This window comes from Erwinia sp. BNK-24-b (assembly GCF_047456155.1).
In the GTDB taxonomy this organism is placed as follows: domain Bacteria; phylum Pseudomonadota; class Gammaproteobacteria; order Enterobacterales; family Enterobacteriaceae; genus Erwinia; species Erwinia phyllosphaerae.
This window is the reverse complement of the sequence record NZ_CP179901.1, coordinates 1084534-1103752: the sequence shown is the minus strand read 5'-3', so window position 1 is coordinate 1103752 and position 19219 is coordinate 1084534. Positions and strand designations below refer to the sequence as shown.

The following is a 19219-nucleotide window of genomic DNA, read 5'->3' as shown; positions in this document are numbered from 1 at the left end:
AGCCAGCGGTGCTTTACTGCTTTCGGCTGAAATCGCAACATCTTGTTTAAATTTAAGACGAACGCGCATTTTCGCTGTAAAAAGCGTTGACTCATTTCGCGCGATCCCTATAATGCGACTCCACACAGCGGGGGTGATTAGCTCAGTTGGTAGAGCATCTCCTTTACACGGAGGGGGTCGGCGGTTCGAGCCCGTCATCACCCACCACTCTAAACGGTGGCTCCGCAGTGTAGCAGTTCCCAGAGTGTAAGAAATGGGTGATTAGCTCAGTTGGTAGAGCATCTCCTTTACACGGAGGGGGTCGGCGGTTCGAGCCCGTCATCACCCACCATCTCTTACAAGTCTGGTCAGAAGTACCGAAGTGGGTGATTAGCTCAGTTGGTAGAGCATCTCCTTTACACGGAGGGGGTCGGCGGTTCGAGCCCGTCATCACCCACCACTTCGGGTCGTTAGCTCAGTTGGTAGAGCAGTTGACTTTTAATCAATTGGTCGCAGGTTCGAATCCTGCACGACCCACCAATGTAGAAAGGCGCCCTAAAGGCGCCTTTTTGCTATGCGTTATTCGTCAGGGTTCGAACCTGCAGCAGGTCGAGTCGACCAGAGGGAGACAGCGTTGCTGAAAGCAACGACCCGAAGGGCGAGGCTTTAGCCGAGTCATCCTGCACGACCCACCAATGTAGAAAGGCGCCCTAAAGGCGCCTTTTTGCTATGCGTTATTCGTCAGGGTTCGAACCTGCAGCAGGTCGAGTCGACCAAAGGGAGACAGCGTTGCTGAAAGCAACGACCCGAAGGGCGAGGCTTTAGCCGAGTCATCCTGCACGACCCACCAGTGTAGAAAGGCGCCCTAAAGGCGCCTTTTTGCTATGCGTCATTCGTCAGGGTTGAACCTGCACTCTGGTGCTCCCCTGGCAGCAACACTTACAGCGCTCCCTTTCCCGTTAGCAACATTAATAACCATTCCAGCAGCTTATCGCTCCCTACACCCGCTTCGCTTTCGAATTCTTAACGTTTATTTTACGCTTTTTCGCTTCAAGTCTCCGGCCTCACTTACCGATAACCGTATTGATCTATTACCAAGGAGACAGCGATGACAACTATTACGACCACTACCAATACCTCTATCGGTTCCGGCAGCTCAGGCGGCGGTTCCACTTCTAAAATTGCTGCGTTAAATAAACAGATAACGACGTTACAAACCCAGCTGAAAACGCTGGATAAGGACACGACGCTGACTGATGAGCAAAAAACGGAGCAGGAACAGGTCATCAAAAGCCAGATCCAGATGATTGAAGCACAGATTGCCCAGCTTCAGCAGGCCCAGCAGCAGAAAGCGCAGGATAAGAAGGATAGCCAGCAGGACACCACCTCTGCCTACAGTAAAGTGGCAGACGGCGTTAACCGCCCGACCGCCAGCAACTCTGTAAACGTTTACATCTAAAACGCCGGCATGAGTTTCCTTTGTTGCGTCAGCAGGAGTGCCTGCTGACGCACTTCCTGCCAGATGGCTTCCGCTGCGGGCGTCAGCGAACGGTTCTTACGCCTTACTAACATAATTGAACGGTTAATCTCCGGCGTCATTCTCCTGACCAACAGCGGCCGCCCCTGCGGTAAGGGCAGCGCCAGCGCAGGTAATACACTGATGCCGATGCCTGCTTCCACCATCGGATAAAGCGTTGCCGGATGGCCTATCTCCTGCACGATTTCCGCCTGTACCTTCTGCAAACGTAGCGCTTCATCAATCAGCAAACGACTTCCCGAGGCATAATCCTGCAATACCAGCTGCCGATTATTCAGCATCTGCCAGTGTATGACCTGCATCGAAGCCAGCGGATCGTCCTGGCGGCACAGCAGCAGAAACGGCTCATCCAGAATCACTTCGCATTCCAGATCGTCAACCTGAAGCGGGCCAATGACGATGCCAAAATCCACTTCCGCATTCCGAATGCTTTGCAACACCCACTGCTGTGGCCTGTCGCGCAGCATAATTTTAATCTCGGGGAAGTTGACCTGGCTGGCGGCCAGACACTGCGGCATCAGATGCGCGGAAATGGTCTGGCTGGCCGCTACGCGAACGGTGCCGCTACGCTGCTGGCCATAGCTGCGAACATCCAGCAATGTTGTGTTCAGCTCCTCCAGCAGCCTCTCCAGACGGCTGGCTAACTGCTCGCCCGCCTCGGTCAACATGACTTCACGCGTAGTTCTGTCGAGCAAACGGATACCCATTTCGCTTTCCAGCTCTTTTACGCTATGGCTCACCGCCGACTGGCTAAGGCCGATCGTCTGGCCCGCCTGGCTAAAGCTGCCCTGCTGTGCCACCGCGACAAATACCCGTAACTGCCTGAGCGTACAATTCATCGATTTTGCTCATATATGAATTCAATAAATCAATTTTATTTCTAAACCCTTCTGACGCACAATAGCGGCCATTGATTTATTAACGAGGCGTTAACAATGCGTTTTTTCCGACTCGATCCGCTGATGGTAAAGCTGATTATCACCGTTCTGCTGGCCACCTTCCTGCCCGCTCGCGGCCACTTTGTCACCTTTTTTGAATGGCTGACGACGGCCGCTATCGCCCTGCTGTTTTTTATGCACGGTGCCAAGCTGTCGCGTGAAAAAATTATTGCCGGCGGCGGCCACTGGCGGCTGCATTTATGGGTGATGTTCAGCACTTTTGTGCTCTTTCCCCTTCTCGGACTGCTGTTTGTCTGGTGGCATCCGCTGCCGGTCAGCACAGAAATTTATACCGGCTTCCTTTATCTGTGTATCCTCCCTGCCACCGTTCAGTCCGCTATCGCGCTAACGTCGCTCGCTGGCGGTAACGTGGCTGCAGCGGTTTGTAGCGCTTCGGCCTCAAGCCTGCTGGGCGTATTCATTTCGCCGCTGCTGGTTGGCCTGGTGATGAACGTGCATAACGACGCCGCCAGCGGCAACCTGGAACAAATTGGCAAAATCATGCTGCAGCTGCTGGTGCCTTTCGTGCTGGGACATATTTCGCGGCGCTGGATTGCTGAATGGGTTGAAAAACATCGAGGGCTGATTGGTAAAACGGATCAGGCGTCTATTCTGCTGGTTGTCTATTCCGCCTTTAGCGAAGCCGTAGTAAACGGTATCTGGCATCGTGTGGGCGCCATGACGCTGCTTTATATTCTGATCGGCAGTTTGGGCATTTTGTTTGTCGCCCTGGCTATTAACTTACTGGCCGCTCGCCTGTTTGGCTTTAATCGTCCGGATGAGATTACCATTCTGTTTTGCGGCTCCAAGAAAAGCCTGGCGAACGGCGTGCCGATGGCAAACATTCTGTTTCCTTCCGCCTCGGTAGGGATCATCGTGCTGCCGCTGATGATTTTTCACCAGGTACAGCTGATGGTCTGCTCCATGCTGGCGCAGCGCTATAAAAAAGCGGGGGAAAAGCTGGCGGCTAAGCAGCAGCAAACGGGGAAAGCGATGGTTGAATCGCAGAAGTAATCCACAGGGGGAACCTGTTCCCCCTGTACGTCTAGTCCTTTCGTAGCGGTTTGATCAGCCCTTCCAGACCCTCAATTTTTATCGTCAGCGTCAGGCGCATCAATTCGCCCAGATGGCCTGCCGGAAACTCGTCCTTGCGGGCGAACCACAGCAGATAAGGCTCAGGCAGGTCAATCAGCAAACGCCCTTTGTATTTACCAAAGGGCATTTCGGTATTGGCAATTTCTGTCAGGTGCTCTTTTTCCATTTATTCACCCAGAAGTCGAATCATCTCCGCTTCGTCGATAACCGCAATCCCCAGCTCCTGCGCTTTAGCCAGCTTCGAACCTGCTGCTTCTCCGGCGATAACCAAATCGGTTTTTTTCGATACGCTACCGCTGACTTTTGCACCCAGCGCGGTTAGCCGATCTTTGGCTTCATCACGCGACAGCTGCGTTAGCGAGCCGGTCAGCACCACGGTTTTGCCTGCAAAAGGACTGTCGATCTCTTCCGCATTGACTACGGCAACCGCCGGCCAGTGAATTCCGGCTTCCTCTACCAGCTGGCGAATAACCTCGCGGTTGCTCTCCTCGTCCATAAAGTTGCGTACGTGTGCCGCTACCACTTTACCAACATCCTGTACCGCAATTAACGCATCCAGATCGGCGGCGATAATCCGCTCCAGCGAACCAAAGTGCGCGGCCAGGTTTGCCGCTGTCGCCTCGCCGACTTCCGAGATACCCAGAGAATAGAGAAAGCGAGCCAGCGTGGTCTGCTTTGATTTTTCCAGCGCGTCCACCACGTTTTGCGCCGATTTTGGCCCCATTCGATCCAGGCCAGTTAGCTTGCCCGCCGTCAGCCGATAAAGATCCGCAGGCGTTTTTACGTACTCTTTTTCTACCAGCTGGTCGATGATTTTATCGCCCATACCGTCAACGTCCATTGCACGCCGCGAAACGAAGTGCTTGAGCGCGCCCTTGCGCTGCGCGCCGCAAATCAGGCCACCGGTGCAGCGAGCGACCACCTCGCCTTCGACTCGCTCCACATCTGAACCGCAGACCGGGCAGTGGGCGGGAAACACCACGGCTTTGGCATCTTCCGGCCGTTCAGCCTCAATAACGCCAACGACCTGAGGAATAACATCTCCCGCGCGCCGAATAATCACTCGGTCGCCGATGCGCAGTCCCAGACGTTCAATCTCATCCGCATTATGCAGCGTGGCGTTGCTGACCATCACGCCCGCCACCTGCACAGGTTCCAGCCTGGCAACCGGCGTTATCGCGCCCGTCCGTCCAACCTGAAACTCGACGTCGCGCACGTGGGTCATCTGTTCCTGCGCCGGGAATTTGAAGGCGATCGCCCAGCGAGGCGCGCGAGCAACAAAACCCAGCTGTTCCTGCAAATCCAGCGAGTCTACTTTGATCACTACGCCATCAATATCAAAACCCAGCGTGGTGCGATCTTCTTCTACCTTGCGGTAAAACGACAGCACCTCTTCGGGCGTATGGCAAAGACGAACGCGGTCGCTGACGGGCAATCCCCAGGCTTTAAACTGCTGCAGGCGAGCCAGATGGCTACGCGGCATTTCGCCCCCTTCCAGCAGCCCTAAGCCGTAGCAGAAAAAGGTCAGCGGGCGCTTAGCGGTAATGCGGGGATCCAACTGGCGCAGCGAACCTGCTGCTGCATTGCGCGGGTTAGCGAAGACTTTGCTGCCCGTACGGCGAGCTTCTTCGTTCAGTGCTTCAAAACCATTTTGCGGCATAAAAACTTCGCCACGAATTTCTACGCGTGCCGGGATATTGTCGCCATGCAAACGCAGAGGGATGGCGCGGATAGTTCGCACGTTAGTCGTGATATTTTCACCCGTTGTGCCGTCACCTCGCGTCGCTGCCCGCACCAGCAATCCGTTTTCATACAGCAGGCTAACCGCCAGGCCATCCAGCTTCAGCTCACAGCAAAAGGTAATGTCGTCCGGGCTTTTTAATCGATCCTGTACGCGCTTGTTGAAGGCCAGATAGCTCTCTTCATCAAAGACATTATCCAGCGACAACATGGGTATTTCATGACGCACCTGCTCAAAAGCGCTGAGCGGCGCAGCGCCCACGCGTTGCGTTGGCGAATCGGGGGTAACTAAATCCGGATGGGCCTGCTCCAGCTTGCGCAGTTCGCCCATCAGGCGGTCGTATTCGGCGTCCGGCACCACCGGTTCGTCCAGCACGTGATACTGATATTCGTAATGGCGAAGCGTGGTTTGTAGAGCAATAATTTGATTTTGTACGGATTCCATAGCGGCACCATAGCGATAAAAAACCCCCGGCTGGCGGGGGTTTTAGAAAGGTTCGTCATGCGGACGTCAGAATCAGGCGTTCGCCTCAATCACGTCGCGGATACGGTTTTTATACGTTTCCAGCTTCTGCGGCGTCATCATGCGGCGTTCATCATCCAGCACCACACCGCCCACGTCGTCAGCGATACGCTGAGCAGACTGCAGCATCAGTTTGAAGTTCTGGTTCGCATCGCCATAAGAAGGCACCATCATAAAGATGGAGACGCCCGGCGTTGAGAAATCACCCATTTCGTCAGGGTTGAACGAGCCGGGTTTTACCATATTCGCCAGGCTAAACAATACCGGGCCGCTGCCGGCCGGGCTGAGATGGCGATGGAAAATATTCATCTCGCCAAACTGGAAACCGGCCTGCAGGACGCCCTGCAGCAACGCTTCACCATTAAGGACGCCGCCAGCATGGGCGCTGACGTGCAGCACCAGCACGGTTTCCTTAGGCTTCTCTTTTGCCGCAGCGGGCGCAGCGGGCTGCGGAACAGCGACGGCTTCTGGCTGCGGAGCGGGCTCTGGCACCGCAGGCTCCTGCCGTTCCGGCACGGGTGAGCGCTGTGGCTGCGGCGCTGGAGACGGCTGAATTTGTGGCTGCGGCTGTTGCGCTGGCTGCGATTGTGGCTGCGGCGATACGCGTGCCGCTTCCGGCTGCCTGCGGATTACCGGCTCGTCGTCGTAGTCGTCTTCATGCGGCAGTTCACCGCCAAACAGGGGATCAAGCTCTGGCGCTTCATCAACAGGCGGCTGATGGCGGACAGGTTCCGGCTGAGCGCGCGGCTGTGGCGGACGGGCCGGTGCCTGCTCCTCAAAGCTGGCGGGTGCCGGTTCGTCATCTTCCGTAGGGCGGGGACGGGCGCTTTTGCCGCGTGCGGGTGCAGCGCCATCGTCGACGTCGTCAAAAGCTTCTTCTCTATCCTGTTTTAAACGTTTGTGAGGACGATCGCGAAAAACGGACGAGCGCTCTTTACGGCTGGTCCAGAAGCCGTGAAGCAGAAGCGCTATTATAGCGATCGCGCCAACAACGATTAATATCAGACGCAAATCCTGCATCATTGTATTCTCTGTTGTTCCAATACCTTGCCACCGCGGCAAACTTTATCCCCTAACTGTATTTGCCCCGCTGCACAAGTGCAAGTCCGTGCAGTATTTTCTGACAAATAAGCGCTAAACGACATGCTTATTTGCTGTTTTTTCGCGCAAAACTCTTCTCCCCAGCGTAAACGGCTGGGTTATGATAGGCGCGTTCAGCCCGTTATCTTAAGGAAAGTACGCAATGGCTCTAACTAACACCGGCGCTTCCGGCACCGGAATTCACTATTTTGCACAGGGATGGCAGCTGATTCGCCTGCCCGGCATCCGACGTTTTGTCATCGTGCCGCTGGTGCTCAATTTTCTGTTAATGGGCGGCGCCTTCATCTGGCTCTTTTTTCAGTTAGGTCACTGGCTGCCTGCCCTGATGTCTCACGTCCCTGGCTGGCTACAGTGGTTGAGCTATTTACTCTGGCCGCTCACGGTCATTTTCGTGGTGCTGGTTTTCAGCTATTTCTTTTCTACCATTGCTAACTGGATAGCGGCACCTTTTTGCGGGTTGCTGGCGGAACAGCTGGAAGCGAAGCTGACCGGCAAACCCATGCCGGATAGCGGCTGGGCTGGGCTGGTTAAAGATATTCCACGCATCATGAAGCGCGAGTGGCAGAAGTTTGCCTGGTACCTGCCGCGCGCGCTGGTTCTGCTGCTGCTCTACTTTGTGCCGGGCTTTGGTCAGACTGTGGCGCCCGTGCTGTGGTTTTTATTCAGCGCGTGGATGCTCTCCATCCAGTATTGCGACTACCCTTTCGACAATCATAAAGTGAGTTTTCGGCAGATGCGGGCAGCGCTGAAGCAGAACAAGACGGACGTGATGCAGTTTGGCGCGCTGGTGAGCCTGTTTACGATGATCCCGGTGCTGAACCTGGCCATTATGCCGGTGGCCGTTTGCGGCGCGACGGCGATGTGGGTCGATCGCTATCGCAGCAAGCTGGGGGCGGTAAAATAAGGCTTATGCTTTTTCCGTCACCCTTATTTCGACAGGACATAACATATACTATTTCTTCACTTCCTTGAAAAAAGGAAGCGGGTATGCTTTTAGCTGTTCCCATTTTTCATACAGTTAAGGACGGGTTATGAGTAAGATTTATGAAGACAATTCGTTAACAATCGGCCACACGCCACTGGTTCGCCTGAACCGTATTGGTAACGGACGCATTCTGGCAAAAGTCGAGTCCCGTAACCCGAGCTTTAGCGTTAAATGCCGTATCGGCGCCAATATGATTTGGGATGCAGAGAAGAGAGGCATTCTGAAACCTGGCATCGAGCTGGTCGAACCGACCAGTGGTAACACGGGTATTGCCCTGGCTTATGTGGCGGCCGCACGCGGCTATAAACTGACGCTGACCATGCCGGAAACCATGAGCGTCGAGCGTCGTAAGCTGCTGAAAGCACTTGGTGCCAATCTGGTATTGACCGAAGGCGCAAAAGGCATGAAAGGCGCTATCGCTAAGGCAGAAGAGATTGTTGCCAGCGATCCGGACAAGTTTGTGCTGCTACAGCAGTTTAGCAACCCGGCTAACCCGGAAATTCATGAAAAAACCACCGGCCCGGAAATCTGGGAAGATACGGATGGCGAAGTCGATGTCTTTATCGCTGGTGTAGGTACGGGCGGTACGCTGACCGGCGTCAGTCGTTACATCAAAAATACCAAAGGCAAGAAAGATCTGATTTCCGTTGCCGTTGAGCCAACCGATTCACCCGTTATCGCTCAGGCCCTGGCTGGTGAAGAGATCAAACCAGGCCCACATAAAATTCAGGGGATTGGCGCGGGCTTCATTCCCGGCAACCTGGATTTAGATCTGGTTGACCGCGTGGTTGCTATCACTAACGAAGAGTCTATCTCTACGGCGCGCCGACTGATGGAAGAAGAAGGCATTCTGGCCGGGATCTCTTCTGGCGCAGCGGTCGCTGCCGCGCTGAAGCTACAGGAAGATGAAGCTTTCGCGAATAAAACTATCGTGGTGATCCTGCCCTCTTCCGGCGAGCGCTATCTCAGTACCGCGCTGTTTGCCGATCTCTTTACCGAGAAAGAGCTGCAGTAATGGTCTTACGCGCACAAAACTGACGGAAAAAGCACCCATTTGGGTGCTTTTTTGTGGAGTGCGTCAAACTTTTGCTACCCACCCGATTGCTTTTACCTGCGCGGGTCTGGTATCTAAGCAACCAATTATTTCGAACCGCAAAATTAATCGCCGCGCGAAATGACCGAAGCTGAATCGATTTACCGGTTTGGCGTGACGACAGAAAGCGCGGCATAATGGAACAGGAAAAGCGAAGCGAATAGTTGTGTTCTAAAGCCGTTCGCTTTTCACTTCATTATTTGGCGCATTTGCTGGCGCGACCAGGCGCTGATTTGCGCAAGAGATCCAGGCCAAAGCGCCGCCGCCAGGCTAAGCTTTGGGATAACACCAAATCAAATTAAGTTGGGGAAACAGAATGTTCCAGCAAGAAGTCACCATTACCGCACCTAACGGCCTGCATACTCGTCCAGCCGCTCAGTTTGTTAAAGAAGCGAAAGCTTTTGCCTCTGAAATCACCGTCACCTCTAACGGCAAATCCGCCAGCGCCAAAAGCCTGTTTAAGCTGCAGACGCTGGGCCTGACTCAGGGCACCGTGGTCACGCTGTCGGCAGAAGGCGAAGACGAGCAGAAAGCCGTTGAGCATCTGGTTAAGCTGATGGCTGAACTCGAATAAGCGTTCGCTTTTTTGCGACCAGCCTCTCGTTATAAACATTGATCGCGGACAGCATGTCCGCGTTGTTGTTTTCGTAAAGTAGAGCGCTGGTTAAACGCAGCCAGCCGCCGGGTTTTGCACCCGCTCGCTGTCAGAGTCGCCGCAGTTTTCCGCTCGCGATTATCAGTTATTAAAAAGGTAGGGTTATGATTTCAGGCATTTTAGCATCACCGGGTATCGCTTTTGGCAAAGCGCTTCTGCTGAAAGAAGATGAAATAGTCATCAACCGGAAAAAAATTACTGCCGATCAGGTTGAGCAAGAAGTTCAGCGTTTTCTCGACGGTCGTGCTCAGGCTGCCTCGCAGCTGGAGACGATCAAAACCAAAGCCGGAGAAACGTTTGGTGAAGAGAAAGAGGCCATTTTTGAAGGCCATATCATGCTGCTCGAAGATGAAGAGCTTGAGCAGGAAATCATAGCCCTGATTAAAGACGAGCTGGCCTCTGCGGACGCGGCGGCGTATTCGGTTATCGAAGGCCAGGCGAAAGCGCTGGAAGAGCTGGATGACGAATACCTGAAAGAGCGTGCGGCCGACGTGCGCGATATCGGCAAACGACTGCTGCAAAACATCCTTGGCCTGCACATTGTCGATCTTAGCGCTATCGCGGAAGAAGTGCTGCTGGTTGCTAAAGATTTAACGCCTTCAGAAACGGCGCAGCTGAACCTGAACAAGGTGCTGGGCTTTATTACCGATCTGGGCGGCCGTACCTCTCACACTTCCATTATGGCGCGCTCGCTGGAGCTGCCTGCCATTGTGGGTACGGGCGACGTGACCTCACAGGTTAAAAACGGCGATTACCTGATTCTGGATGGCGTAAATAACCATATTTACGTTAACCCAACGCCGGAACAGATCGACGAGCTGAAAGCCATTCATAACCAGTACGTGACCGAGAAAAACGATCTGGCCAAGCTGAAAGACCTGCCTGCTATCACGCTGGATGGACACCAGGTTGAGGTTTGCGCCAACATCGGTACGGTACGTGACGTGGCGGGTGCAGAGCGCAACGGCGCGGAAGGCGTTGGCCTTTACCGCACGGAATTCCTGTTTATGGACCGCGACTCGCTGCCGACAGAAGAAGAGCAGTTCCAGGCTTATAAAGCCGTGGCTGAAGCAGTAGGTTCGCAGGCCGTTATCGTGCGTACTATGGACATTGGCGGCGATAAAGACCTGCCATACATGAACCTGCCAAAAGAAGACAACCCTTTCCTGGGCTGGCGTGCAATTCGTATCGCTATGGATCGTCCGGAGATCCTGCATGCCCAGCTGCGCGCCATCCTGCGCGCTTCCGCCTTTGGCAAGCTGCGTATCATGTTCCCAATGGTGATTTCCGTTGAGGAAGTCCGCACGCTGAAAGCCGAGCTGGAAACGCTGAAAGCGCAGCTGCGCGCCGAAGGTAAAGCCTTTGACGAGAAGATTGAGGCGGGCATTATGGTGGAAACGCCAGCTTCGGCCGCAATCGCGCATCATCTGGCAAAAGAAGTCGATTTCTTCAGTATCGGCACCAACGATCTTACTCAGTACACGCTGGCGGTCGACCGCGGTAACGATCTGATTTCTCATTTGTACAACCCAATGACGCCTTCCGTGCTGACGTTAATTAAGCAAGTTATTGACGCATCTCACGCTGAAGGAAAATGGACAGGGATGTGTGGTGAGCTGGCAGGCGATGAACGTGCTACACTACTGTTACTGGGAATGGGGCTGGACGAATTCAGCATGAGTGCCATTTCTATCCCGCGCATCAAAAAAATTATTCGTAATACGAATTTTGAAGATGCGAAGGCATTAGCAGAGCAGGCTCTGGCTCAACCGACAGCGGAAGAGTTAATGAACCTGGTCAACAAGTTCATTGAAGAAAAAACACTCTGCTGAAACCCAAAGACGCTGGCCAAATATTACTGCTTAGGAGAAGATCATGGGTTTGTTTTCAAAACTTTTTGGCGATAAGTCAGATACCGCATCTGGCGCCATTGAGATCGTAGCACCGCTGTCCGGGGAAATCGTTAATATCGAAGACGTACCGGATGTGGTGTTTGCGGAGAAAATTGTTGGCGACGGTATCGCCATCAAACCTGCTGGCAATAAAATGGTTGCGCCGGTTGATGGCACCATCGGTAAAATCTTCGAAACCAATCATGCATTTTCCATCGAGTCGGACAGCGGCATTGAACTGTTCGTGCACTTCGGAATTGATACCGTTGAGTTAAAAGGCGAAGGTTTTAAGCGTATTGCTGAAGAAGGCCAGAAGGTGAAGAAAGGTGACGTCGTCATCGAATTCGATTTGCCTTTGCTGGAAGAAAAAGCGAAGTCAACGCTGACGCCGGTCGTTATCTCCAACATGGACGAGATCAAAGAGCTGGTTAAGCTGACCGGTAGCGTCACCGTAGGTGAAACGCCGGTTATCCGTATCAGAAAGTAATCGGCTAAGCGTCCATAAAAGCCTCCTGCCTGTCAGGAGGCTTTTTTATTGGCTCAAATTTGCCTTATGGCTTCTTAAACAACGCGGCGAAATACCTTGCCGTCAGGACACCCAGTGGGGTAATTTCAGCGTCAGTTCCAGACCGCCATTTTTGCCGTTTACTGCACTGACTTCACCCTGATGCGCCAGCAGCACCTTGCGCACAATAGAGAGTCCCAGCCCGTAGCCCTTGCCGGAAAGCGGTGAATTTACCCGTACAAAAGGATCAAAGATACTGGAAAGCTTGTCGGCGTCCACGCCCGGTCCCTGATCGCTAACGTTAATAGTTAGCCAGCCATCCGCCTGAGAGAGCGCGATTTTTACCTGCTGCCCATGCGCGGAAAAGCGCAGCGCGTTACGTACGACGTTTTCTACCGCTGAACGGATTAGCTTGGCATCGCCCTTAACCGTGTAGTCATTGCTTTCGTCAGCCTCCAGCAAAATATCTACGCCAGGCACCTGCGCCTCGTAGCGGGCATCGTTCGCGACCGCCTCCAGCAGGCCAAGCAGATCGAAATATTGCTCATCCGGTATACTCTGATACTCGGTGCGGGAAAGCGTCAGCAGCTCGCCGATCATTTTATCCAGCCGCCGCGCCTCTTCATCGATTCGGTCCAGCGACTGCCCTACCGACTCCGGCGTCTGGCGTGCCAGACCGGTCGCCAGCTGTAGTCGGGCAAGCGGTGACCGCAGTTCGTGAGAAACGTCATGCAGCAGCTCTTCGCGCGCTTTAACCAGCACCGAAAGACGCTCGACCATCGAGTCAAAATCCTGTGCCACGGTCGATAGTTCATCGTGGCGGCGACGCATTTGAGGGAATAACCGCACTGACAGATCGCCTTTTGATACGCGGTCAAAGCCCTGCCGCAGCTGGCGCATCGGTCTGGTCAGGTTCCATGCCAGGAAAAGGCTGAACAGCAAACCGCCGCCGCCGGCAATAAACAGCATGGGTTCCGGTACGTTAAGGAAACTACGGTGCCCGGCCTGCATGTTGGTATCTTCGCGCAGTGCCTGCACATCATAGCGCAGCTGATACTGTTGACCGTCGGCCCCGGTTACCCATTCAATAACCTCTTTCGGGAACTCGCCTGGCCGTAGATCGCGACTAAGATCGCCGCGCGGCAGCTCCTGGGGTGGTTTTTTCATTAGCTGCACGGAAAAAAAGCGGCGATCGCTGGCGGACCAGTCCGCCATCATATCGTCAAGCGCTTCCATGCCGCCGCGCTGCAAAACCGAAACGGCCGAGGTCATTTGCAGGTTAACGATGCGGCGGGCCACCTGGTTCTCGGGAGGTTCGTGATGCTTGCTGCCGTAGAGCGAAAAGCTTAGCCACAGTAGCTGGCTCATGATCAGAAACGTTAACCAGAAGCCGAGCAGGATTTTCCAGAAAAGAAGACCGCGAAAGCCCCCTTTCATCGGATACGATAGCCTATGCTGCGCACGGTCTCGATGGTAACGGCATCGTCAGTTAAGGCTGAAAGCTTCTGGCGAATATTGCTGATATGCACGTCCACGCTGCGATCGTAAGCCTCGCGCGGGCGACCGAGCCCCTTTTCCGAAAGCTCATCTTTAGACACGACGCGATCGGGCGAGCGCAGCAGAAGATCCAACAGGTTAAATTCTGAAGCGGTGAGATCGAAGGGCTTTCTCTGCCATTCGCTGATGCGCGTGGCAGGATTGAGCGTCAGTTCGCCCCAGCTGACCACCTCTTTGCTTTCCACAATCACTGGCTGCTCCTCAACGCGGCGCAGCACGGCACGCAGCCTGGCCACCAGCTCGCGCGGGTAGCATGGTTTAGGCATATAGTCATCGGCGCCCATTTCCAGACCGATAACGCGATCGATGTTATCGCCTTTCGCCGTCAGCATAATGACCGGCAGACGGCTGATTTGTCGTACCTGACGCAGGACATCAATGCCGCTCATATCCGGTAGCATGATATCCAGAATCATAGCGCTATAGTCGCCCGACATCGCGCCTTCAATACCTGCTTTCCCGCTCAGCACCAGCGTGGCGTCAAATCCTTCGGCAATCAGATACTGGCTGAGCATGGTGCCCAGCTCCAGATCGTCATCAACCAGTAAAATTTTCATGCGTCATCTCTCAGTAGGCCAGGCGCTATTTTCGCCTGTAATTGCCGCAATAGCAGCTGGATTTAAACAATCCTTACAGTGTAACAGCCCGTTTCGCCGCCTGAGGGGCAGCACTAAAAAAGATAAGAATAAAACGGCCCTGGCGAACGAGCCTTAATAAGCAGGAAGGTCTGGATTGTGGACGCCGGTAGAAAGGTATCTGTCACCGCGATCGCACACAATCGCTACGATAATGCTGCCCGGCTGCGCACGGCCGATACGTAATGCGCCAGCGACCGCGCCGCCAGAACTGACGCCGCAAAAAATGCCTTCGCGTTGGGCAAGCAGACGCGTGGTTTCCTCGGCTTCCTGCTGGGTCATATCCAGAATGCGATCGACCAGTTCAGGACGGTAGATGCCGGGGAGATAAGCGTCTGGCCAGCGGCGGATACCCGGAATGCTGCTGCCTTCTGCCGGTTGCAGGCCGACGATTTCTACTGCTCTGTCCTGCTCTTTCAGATAGTGGCCAACGCCGGTAATGGTACCGGTCGTGCCCATGCTGGACACAAAATGCGTCAGGCGCCCTTCGCTCTGCTGCCAGATTTCCGGGCCGGTCGTGGCGTAATGCCCCAGCGGATTGTCCGGATTGTTAAACTGATCTAAAACCTTACCTTCACCGCGAAGCTCCATGTCGCGGGCTAAATCGCGTGCGCCTTCCATCCCCAGATCCCGGCTGACCAATAGCAGCTCTGCGCCATAGGCCCGCATCGCTGCCTGCCTTTCTACGCTCATGTTGTCCGGCATCAGCAGTTTTAGCGTATAGCCTTTCATGGCCGCAATCATCGCTAGCGCAATTCCGGTATTGCCGCTCGTGGCTTCAATCAGCGTATCGCCAGGCTGGATTTCACCACGCTTTTCCGCCATGTTGATCATCGACAGCGCAGCGCGATCCTTGACCGATCCGCCAGGATTATTTCCTTCCAGCTTCAGCCAGATTTCGCTGCCCGCAGGCGTCAGGCGCTGTAGCCTGATAAGCGGCGTATTGCCGATAGTTTGTTCTAGCGTAGTCAAGTTGCGATCCCGATTCTTTGACATAAAAAAGGCCAGGCAAGCCTGACCTTGTTGCGCCAGAACATATCAGGCGCTTTGCGCAAAGGCAACCTGCCGCAGCGGCGTATCGCCTTTATAAAGACGCGCCTGCTGCAGACCAATAAACAGATTTTCACCGCGGATTGGCGCGGTCTGCTCGCCTTCCATCACAATGGTGACGGGTTCATGGCTCTGGCCCCAGCCCGTTGGCTGTACCACCAGCTGCCAGTAGTGGCCGCGCGGGCTAACTTCCAGCACCTGCACCGGCAGCGGCGTTTCCAGGCTGCTCTGGCGGCTTACGTCGATTTCCCAGGGGCGCAGGAAAAGCTCAACCGCGCCCTGATGGGCTGGCGTATAACCCAGCGGCCAGCGGTGCGCGCCCACGTGGAACTGCGAGCCGTGCACTTCGGCATCGAAGCGGTTAACTTCGCCAAGGAATTCCAGCACAAAGCGCGTTGCCGGTTCGCGCCAGACTTCATCCGGTGCGCCCGCCTGTTCGATATTGCCCTGGCTCATCACCACCACGCGATCGGCGACTTCCATCGCTTCTTCCTGATCGTGGGTAACAAACACGCTGGTGAACTTCAGCTCTTCATGCAGCTGGCGCAACCAGCGGCGCAGCTCTTTACGTACCTGAGCATCCAGCGCGCCGAACGGCTCATCCAGCAGCAGGATTTGCGGCTCAACGGCCAGCGCGCGCGCCAGTGCCACACGCTGTTTTTGCCCACCGGAAAGCTGCGCGGGGAAACGGCTGGCCAGATGGCCCAGCTGTACCATCTCCAGCAGTTTGGTTACTTTTTCTTTAATTGCCGCCGCCGAAGGCCGCTCGCGGCGCGGCAGCACGGTCAGGCCAAACGCGATATTGTCAAATACCGTCATATGGCGAAACAGCGCGTAGTGCTGAAACACAAAGCCTACGCGACGGTCGCGCGCGTGCAGCTGCGTGACGTCGTTGCCGTGAAAGCTCAGGCGGCCGCTGTTCTGGCTTTCCAGACCGGCGATAATGCGCAGCAGCGTCGTTTTGCCGGAGCCGGACGGCCCCAGCAGCGCCACCATCTGGCCGGAAGGGATATCCAGCGAAATATCGTTCAGCACCTTAGTCCGGCCAAAGGATTTATTAATTTTACTGATTTCAATGCTCATTATTCCCCTCCGTTAGCCGCTTGTCCTGGCGTTCTAATCGCCATTGCAGCGCGCTCTTCAGAAACAGTGTCACTATCGCTATCAGGGTCAGCAGCGCGGCCGCGGTAAAAGCGCCAACGGTGTTGTAATCCTGATGCAGTAATTCAACCTGCAGCGGCAGCGTGTAGGTTTCGCCGCGAATCGATCCCGAAACCACCGAGACCGCGCCAAATTCACCAATCGCACGGGCATTGGTCAATACCAGCCCGTACAGCAATGCCCAGCGGATATTAGGTAACGTCACGCGCCAGAACATTTTCCAGCCCGATGCGCCTAACAGCACGGCGGCCTCATCTTCGCTGCTCCCCTGGCTCAGCATAACCGGCACCAGTTCCCGCACGACAAACGGACAGGTGACAAAAATAGTCACCATCGCCATACCGGGCCAGGAGAACATCAGCTGGATGTTATGCGCATCCAGCCAGCCGCCAGCCGGGCCGTTAATGCCCCAGAACAGCAGATACATCAGCCCCGCCACCACTGGCGACACGGCAAAAGGAATATCAAACAGCGTCAGCAGCAGCTGGCGGCCGGGAAAGGTAAAGCGCGTGACCAGCCAGGCCAGCAGCGTACCGAATACCAGATTAACCGGCACGGTAATCAGCGCCATCAAAATGGTCAGCCAGATCGAGTGCAGCATATCGCCATCTTTCAGATTGCTGAACATGGCTATTACGCCGTCAGAAAAAGCGCTGGCGAAAATAGCAATCAGCGGCACTACCAGCAGGCCCAGCGAAATAATCATGCCCGTTGCTATCAGGAGCCACTTGCTCCAGCCAGTACGGCTGCGGCCAACGCCGTTCAACGCGGTTACATCAGCCATTAATGACCTCCCAGACGACGGCCAAAGCGGCTCTGTAACGTGTTAATTGCAAACAGCAGCAGCAGCGATGCCGCCAGGATCACCGAGGCGATAGCGCTGGCCGCCGGATAATCAAACTCCTGCAGGCGTACAAAAATCATCAGCGAGGTCACTTCCGTTTTCCAGGCGATATTGCCCGCGATGAAAATTACCGCGCCAAACTCTCCGAGGCTACGGGTAAAAGAGAGCGCCGTCCCCGCCAGCAGCGCAGGTCCTACTTCCGGCAATACCACGCGGCGGAAGCTTTGAAACGGCGTAGCGCCCAGCGTCTCCGCCGCCTCTTCGTATTCCGGCCCCAGCTCTTCTAACACTGGCTGCACGGTACGCACCACAAATGGAATACTGGTGAACGCCATTGCCACGGCAATACCTATCCAGGTAAAGGAGACCTTGATATCGAACTGGGCCAGCCACTGCCCATACCAGCCGTTGACGGAAAAAAGTCCGGCCAGCGTCAAGCCCGCGACCGCCGTAGGCAGTGCAAAAGGCAGATCCATCAGGCCATCTAACAGCGCACGGCCCGGAAACCGGTAGCGCGTTAATATCCAGGCCATCAGCATGCCAAAAAAGGCGTTAAACAGCGACGCAACCCCTGCTGCCAGCAGCGTTACTTTATAGGCGGCAATCATCTGAGGATTGGTGACCACCTCCCAATACTGCGCCAGCGTCATTTTAGAAAGCTGCATCAGCAGCGCGCTGATTGGCAACAGCAGGATTAAACAGGTAAAAAACAGACTACTGCCCAAGCTCAGTCCAAAGCCCGGCAGTACGCGCTTACTTTTCGTGGCAAACATTACTGACGTCCCGCTGCTAACAACTTATCCAGTTCGCCACCGCTGGCAAACTGCGTTTTCATTACCTGCTCCCAGCTGCCAAACACCTGTTCTACACGGAACAGGTCGACGGGCGGGAAGCGTTCTTTCTGCTGCGCCATCAGCTCAGGATTATTTACGCGGTAATAATAGTGAGTGATGATTTTCTGCGCCGCAGGCGTATAGAGATAGTTGAGGTAAGCCTTAGCCGCTTTTTCCGTATGGTTGGCCGCCACGTTCTTATCGATCCAGGTAACCGGAAACTCGGCCAGTACGTTGCTGTGCGGCACGATAACCTCAAAATCTTGCTGCGGATACTGGTTCCGGATGGTGTTCACTTCCGATTCAAAGCTGATTAGCACATCACCCAGCCCGCGATCGACAAAGGTCGTGGTCGCGCCGCGGCCGCCGGTATCAAATACCGCGACATTTTTCAGCAGCTGCGTCATAAAACGTTCCGTCTGCGCTTTATCATGGCCGTCAGCTTTATCCGCTGCGCCCCACGCTGCCAGATACGTATAACGCCCGTTTCCAGAGGTTTTAGGATTAGGGAAGACCAGCTTTACATCGCTTCTGACTAAATCGCGCCAGTCGCGAATCTGCTTTGGGTTTCCTTTACGCACCAGAAAAGCCATGGTCGAATAAAAAGGCGAGCTGTGGTTTGGTAACCGCTGCTGCCAGTCCGCCGGGATCAGCTGACCGCGATCGTGCAGAACCTGTACGTCGGTCAGCTGATTATAGGTGACCACGTCCGCCTTTAGCCCCTGTAGAATAGCCAGGGCCTGGCGAGAAGAGCCCGCATGGGACTGCTTGATGGTCAGTTTGTCACCACCGTTTTGCTGCGCCCAGCTTTGTTCAAACGGAGCGTTTAGCGCCACAAACAGTTCGCGTGAGACATCATAAGAGCTGTTTAACAGCTCCGTTGCCTGAGCTGACCCGGCCAACAGCAGTAAAGCAGCGCTGCGGAGGAATGTTGATAGTGCGGTCATACTGTTCATCCCGGAAAGATGGCCCGGCTCACGCCCTGATAGCATCCAGTTTATTTATAACCACACGAAAAGCAGTAACGGTTTTATATACCGTTTGGTGATTTAGAAGTTTAAAAAGCTATAAGCGCCCGGAATTGGTTATGCGCGAG

General features: G+C 54.7%; 18 protein-coding genes, 4 tRNA genes and 2 other RNA genes. 13 read left to right on the top strand and 11 right to left on the bottom strand.

The features are described 5' to 3' along the window. Nucleotides 1-131 precede the first annotated feature (131 nt). The 7 genes from ACMGGR_RS05145 (at nt 132) to ACMGGR_RS05115 (ending at nt 1438) form a co-directional block, all read left to right on the top strand. Nucleotides 132-207 (top strand) — tRNA-Val (locus ACMGGR_RS05145). Nucleotides 208-255: 48 nt separating this feature from the next. After that, nucleotides 256-331, top strand: a tRNA-Val gene (locus ACMGGR_RS05140). 32 nt (nt 332-363) lie between these two features. Continuing rightward, nucleotides 364-439, top strand: a tRNA-Val gene (locus ACMGGR_RS05135). Between the two features lie 4 nt (nt 440-443). Beyond that, nucleotides 444-519 (top strand) — tRNA-Lys (locus tag ACMGGR_RS05130). Nucleotides 520-550: 31 nt separating this feature from the next. Further along, a non-coding RNA gene (locus ACMGGR_RS05125) (RtT sRNA) lies at nt 551-674 on the top strand. A 31-nt stretch (nt 675-705) separates the two neighbouring features. After that, a non-coding RNA gene (locus ACMGGR_RS05120) (RtT sRNA) lies at nt 706-829 on the top strand. 258 nt (nt 830-1087) lie between these two features. Then, the gene (locus ACMGGR_RS05115) at nt 1088-1438 is read left to right on the top strand and encodes a FlxA-like family protein (protein ID WP_246760787.1); all 351 of its coding nucleotides are present in this window, start codon (nt 1088-1090) and stop codon (nt 1436-1438) included. Here ACMGGR_RS05115 and ACMGGR_RS05110 read toward each other — a convergent pair. Next, complete coding sequence (locus ACMGGR_RS05110) at nt 1435-2355, bottom strand: LysR family transcriptional regulator (protein WP_246760786.1); 921 nt, start codon at nt 2353-2355, stop codon at nt 1435-1437. The two genes, ACMGGR_RS05115 and ACMGGR_RS05110, sit on opposite strands and share 4 nt — an antisense overlap. Nucleotides 2356-2451: 96 nt before the next feature. Here ACMGGR_RS05110 and ACMGGR_RS05105 point away from each other — a divergent pair, with 96 nt between their 5' ends. Further along, nucleotides 2452-3468, top strand: coding sequence for a bile acid:sodium symporter family protein (locus ACMGGR_RS05105; protein WP_246760785.1), 1017 nt, complete (start codon nt 2452-2454; stop codon nt 3466-3468). 31 nt (nt 3469-3499) lie between these two features. Here ACMGGR_RS05105 and ACMGGR_RS05100 read toward each other — a convergent pair whose 3' ends face one another. The 3 genes from ACMGGR_RS05100 to zipA all read right to left on the bottom strand — a co-directional run bounded on the left by ACMGGR_RS05100 (nt 3500) and on the right by zipA (nt 6835). Further along, complete coding sequence (locus tag ACMGGR_RS05100; protein ID WP_246760784.1) at nt 3500-3715, bottom strand: DUF3820 family protein; 216 nt, start codon at nt 3713-3715, stop codon at nt 3500-3502. Then, a complete protein-coding gene (gene ligA, locus ACMGGR_RS05095) occupies nt 3716-5734 on the bottom strand; it encodes an NAD-dependent DNA ligase LigA (protein WP_414148310.1) in 2019 nt (672 codons plus the stop codon). A gap of 72 nt (nt 5735-5806) precedes the next feature. Then, a complete protein-coding gene (gene zipA, locus ACMGGR_RS05090) occupies nt 5807-6835 on the bottom strand; it encodes a cell division protein ZipA (RefSeq protein ID WP_246760782.1) in 1029 nt (342 codons plus the stop codon). Between the two features lie 220 nt (nt 6836-7055). On the opposite strand from zipA, the gene cysZ reads away from it, so the two are divergent. From cysZ to crr, 5 genes are all read left to right on the top strand, one after another. Beyond that, the gene (gene cysZ / locus ACMGGR_RS05085; protein ID WP_246760781.1) at nt 7056-7817 is read left to right on the top strand and encodes a sulfate transporter CysZ; all 762 of its coding nucleotides are present in this window, start codon (nt 7056-7058) and stop codon (nt 7815-7817) included. 127 nt (nt 7818-7944) lie between these two features. Then, the gene (gene cysK / locus ACMGGR_RS05080) at nt 7945-8913 is read left to right on the top strand and encodes a cysteine synthase A (protein ID WP_246760780.1); all 969 of its coding nucleotides are present in this window, start codon (nt 7945-7947) and stop codon (nt 8911-8913) included. 394 nt (nt 8914-9307) lie between these two features. Beyond that, complete coding sequence (gene ptsH / locus ACMGGR_RS05075) at nt 9308-9565, top strand: phosphocarrier protein Hpr (protein ID WP_034916267.1); 258 nt, start codon at nt 9308-9310, stop codon at nt 9563-9565. A gap of 185 nt (nt 9566-9750) precedes the next feature. Beyond that, complete coding sequence (gene ptsI / locus ACMGGR_RS05070) at nt 9751-11478, top strand: phosphoenolpyruvate-protein phosphotransferase PtsI (protein ID WP_246760779.1); 1728 nt, start codon at nt 9751-9753, stop codon at nt 11476-11478. A gap of 43 nt (nt 11479-11521) precedes the next feature. Continuing rightward, on the top strand, nt 11522-12025 hold the full coding sequence (crr, locus tag ACMGGR_RS05065) for a PTS glucose transporter subunit IIA (RefSeq protein ID WP_246760778.1): 504 nt from the start codon (nt 11522-11524) through the stop codon (nt 12023-12025). Nucleotides 12026-12127: 102 nt separating this feature from the next. Here crr and ACMGGR_RS05060 read toward each other — a convergent pair whose 3' ends face one another. From ACMGGR_RS05060 to cysP, 7 genes are all read right to left on the bottom strand, one after another. Then, complete coding sequence (locus ACMGGR_RS05060) at nt 12128-13480, bottom strand: ATP-binding protein (protein WP_414148309.1); 1353 nt, start codon at nt 13478-13480, stop codon at nt 12128-12130. After that, complete coding sequence (locus ACMGGR_RS05055; protein WP_246760776.1) at nt 13477-14157, bottom strand: response regulator transcription factor; 681 nt, start codon at nt 14155-14157, stop codon at nt 13477-13479. Before ACMGGR_RS05055 ends, ACMGGR_RS05060 begins: the two co-directional genes overlap by 4 nt. Before the next feature lie 153 nt (nt 14158-14310). After that, the gene (cysM, locus tag ACMGGR_RS05050) at nt 14311-15207 is read right to left on the bottom strand and encodes a cysteine synthase CysM (protein WP_414148308.1); all 897 of its coding nucleotides are present in this window, start codon (nt 15205-15207) and stop codon (nt 14311-14313) included. Nucleotides 15208-15273: 66 nt separating this feature from the next. Continuing rightward, on the bottom strand, nt 15274-16368 hold the full coding sequence (gene cysA / locus ACMGGR_RS05045; RefSeq protein WP_246760774.1) for a sulfate/thiosulfate ABC transporter ATP-binding protein CysA: 1095 nt from the start codon (nt 16366-16368) through the stop codon (nt 15274-15276). Further along, nucleotides 16358-17230, bottom strand: a complete 873-nt coding sequence (gene cysW / locus ACMGGR_RS05040; RefSeq protein WP_246760773.1) for a sulfate/thiosulfate ABC transporter permease CysW — start codon at nt 17228-17230, stop codon at nt 16358-16360. Before cysW ends, cysA begins: the two co-directional genes overlap by 11 nt. Next, entirely contained in the window at nt 17230-18063 is an 834-nt protein-coding gene (cysT, locus tag ACMGGR_RS05035; protein WP_414148307.1) for a sulfate/thiosulfate ABC transporter permease CysT, read from the bottom strand. The genes cysW and cysT overlap by 1 nt, the downstream gene beginning before the upstream one ends. Continuing rightward, nucleotides 18063-19079 carry a thiosulfate ABC transporter substrate-binding protein CysP gene (gene cysP / locus ACMGGR_RS05030; RefSeq protein WP_414148306.1) on the bottom strand — a complete coding sequence of 339 codons (1017 nt, stop codon included), beginning with the start codon at nt 19077-19079 and terminating at the stop codon, nt 18063-18065. The genes cysT and cysP overlap by 1 nt, the downstream gene beginning before the upstream one ends. Between the last annotated feature and the right edge of the window lie 140 nt (nt 19080-19219).

Bases quoted from the DNA above. Each gene is read 5' to 3' on its own strand.
- ACMGGR_RS05105 (WP_246760785.1), top strand. From the start codon at position 2,452: ATGCGTTTTTTCCGACTCGATCCGCTGATGGTAAAGCTGATTATCACC.
- ACMGGR_RS05055 (WP_246760776.1), bottom strand. From the start codon at position 14,157: ATGAAAATTTTACTGGTTGATGACGATCTGGAGCTGGGCACCATGCTC.
- ACMGGR_RS05100 (WP_246760784.1), bottom strand. From the start codon at position 3,715: ATGGAAAAAGAGCACCTGACAGAAATTGCCAATACCGAAATGCCCTTT.
- ACMGGR_RS05060 (WP_414148309.1), bottom strand. From the start codon at position 13,480: ATGAAAGGGGGCTTTCGCGGTCTTCTTTTCTGGAAAATCCTGCTCGGC.
- cysA (WP_246760774.1), bottom strand. From the start codon at position 16,368: ATGAGCATTGAAATCAGTAAAATTAATAAATCCTTTGGCCGGACTAAG.
- zipA (WP_246760782.1), bottom strand. From the start codon at position 6,835: ATGATGCAGGATTTGCGTCTGATATTAATCGTTGTTGGCGCGATCGCT.
- cysT (WP_414148307.1), bottom strand. From the start codon at position 18,063: ATGTTTGCCACGAAAAGTAAGCGCGTACTGCCGGGCTTTGGACTGAGC.
- cysP (WP_414148306.1), bottom strand. From the start codon at position 19,079: ATGAACAGTATGACCGCACTATCAACATTCCTCCGCAGCGCTGCTTTA.
- ACMGGR_RS05110 (WP_246760786.1), bottom strand. From the start codon at position 2,355: ATGAATTGTACGCTCAGGCAGTTACGGGTATTTGTCGCGGTGGCACAG.
- ptsH (WP_034916267.1), top strand. From the start codon at position 9,308: ATGTTCCAGCAAGAAGTCACCATTACCGCACCTAACGGCCTGCATACT.
- cysK (WP_246760780.1), top strand. From the start codon at position 7,945: ATGAGTAAGATTTATGAAGACAATTCGTTAACAATCGGCCACACGCCA.
- ACMGGR_RS05115 (WP_246760787.1), top strand. From the start codon at position 1,088: ATGACAACTATTACGACCACTACCAATACCTCTATCGGTTCCGGCAGC.
- cysZ (WP_246760781.1), top strand. From the start codon at position 7,056: ATGGCTCTAACTAACACCGGCGCTTCCGGCACCGGAATTCACTATTTT.
- cysW (WP_246760773.1), bottom strand. From the start codon at position 17,230: ATGGCTGATGTAACCGCGTTGAACGGCGTTGGCCGCAGCCGTACTGGC.
- ptsI (WP_246760779.1), top strand. From the start codon at position 9,751: ATGATTTCAGGCATTTTAGCATCACCGGGTATCGCTTTTGGCAAAGCG.
- crr (WP_246760778.1), top strand. From the start codon at position 11,522: ATGGGTTTGTTTTCAAAACTTTTTGGCGATAAGTCAGATACCGCATCT.
- ligA (WP_414148310.1), bottom strand. From the start codon at position 5,734: ATGGAATCCGTACAAAATCAAATTATTGCTCTACAAACCACGCTTCGC.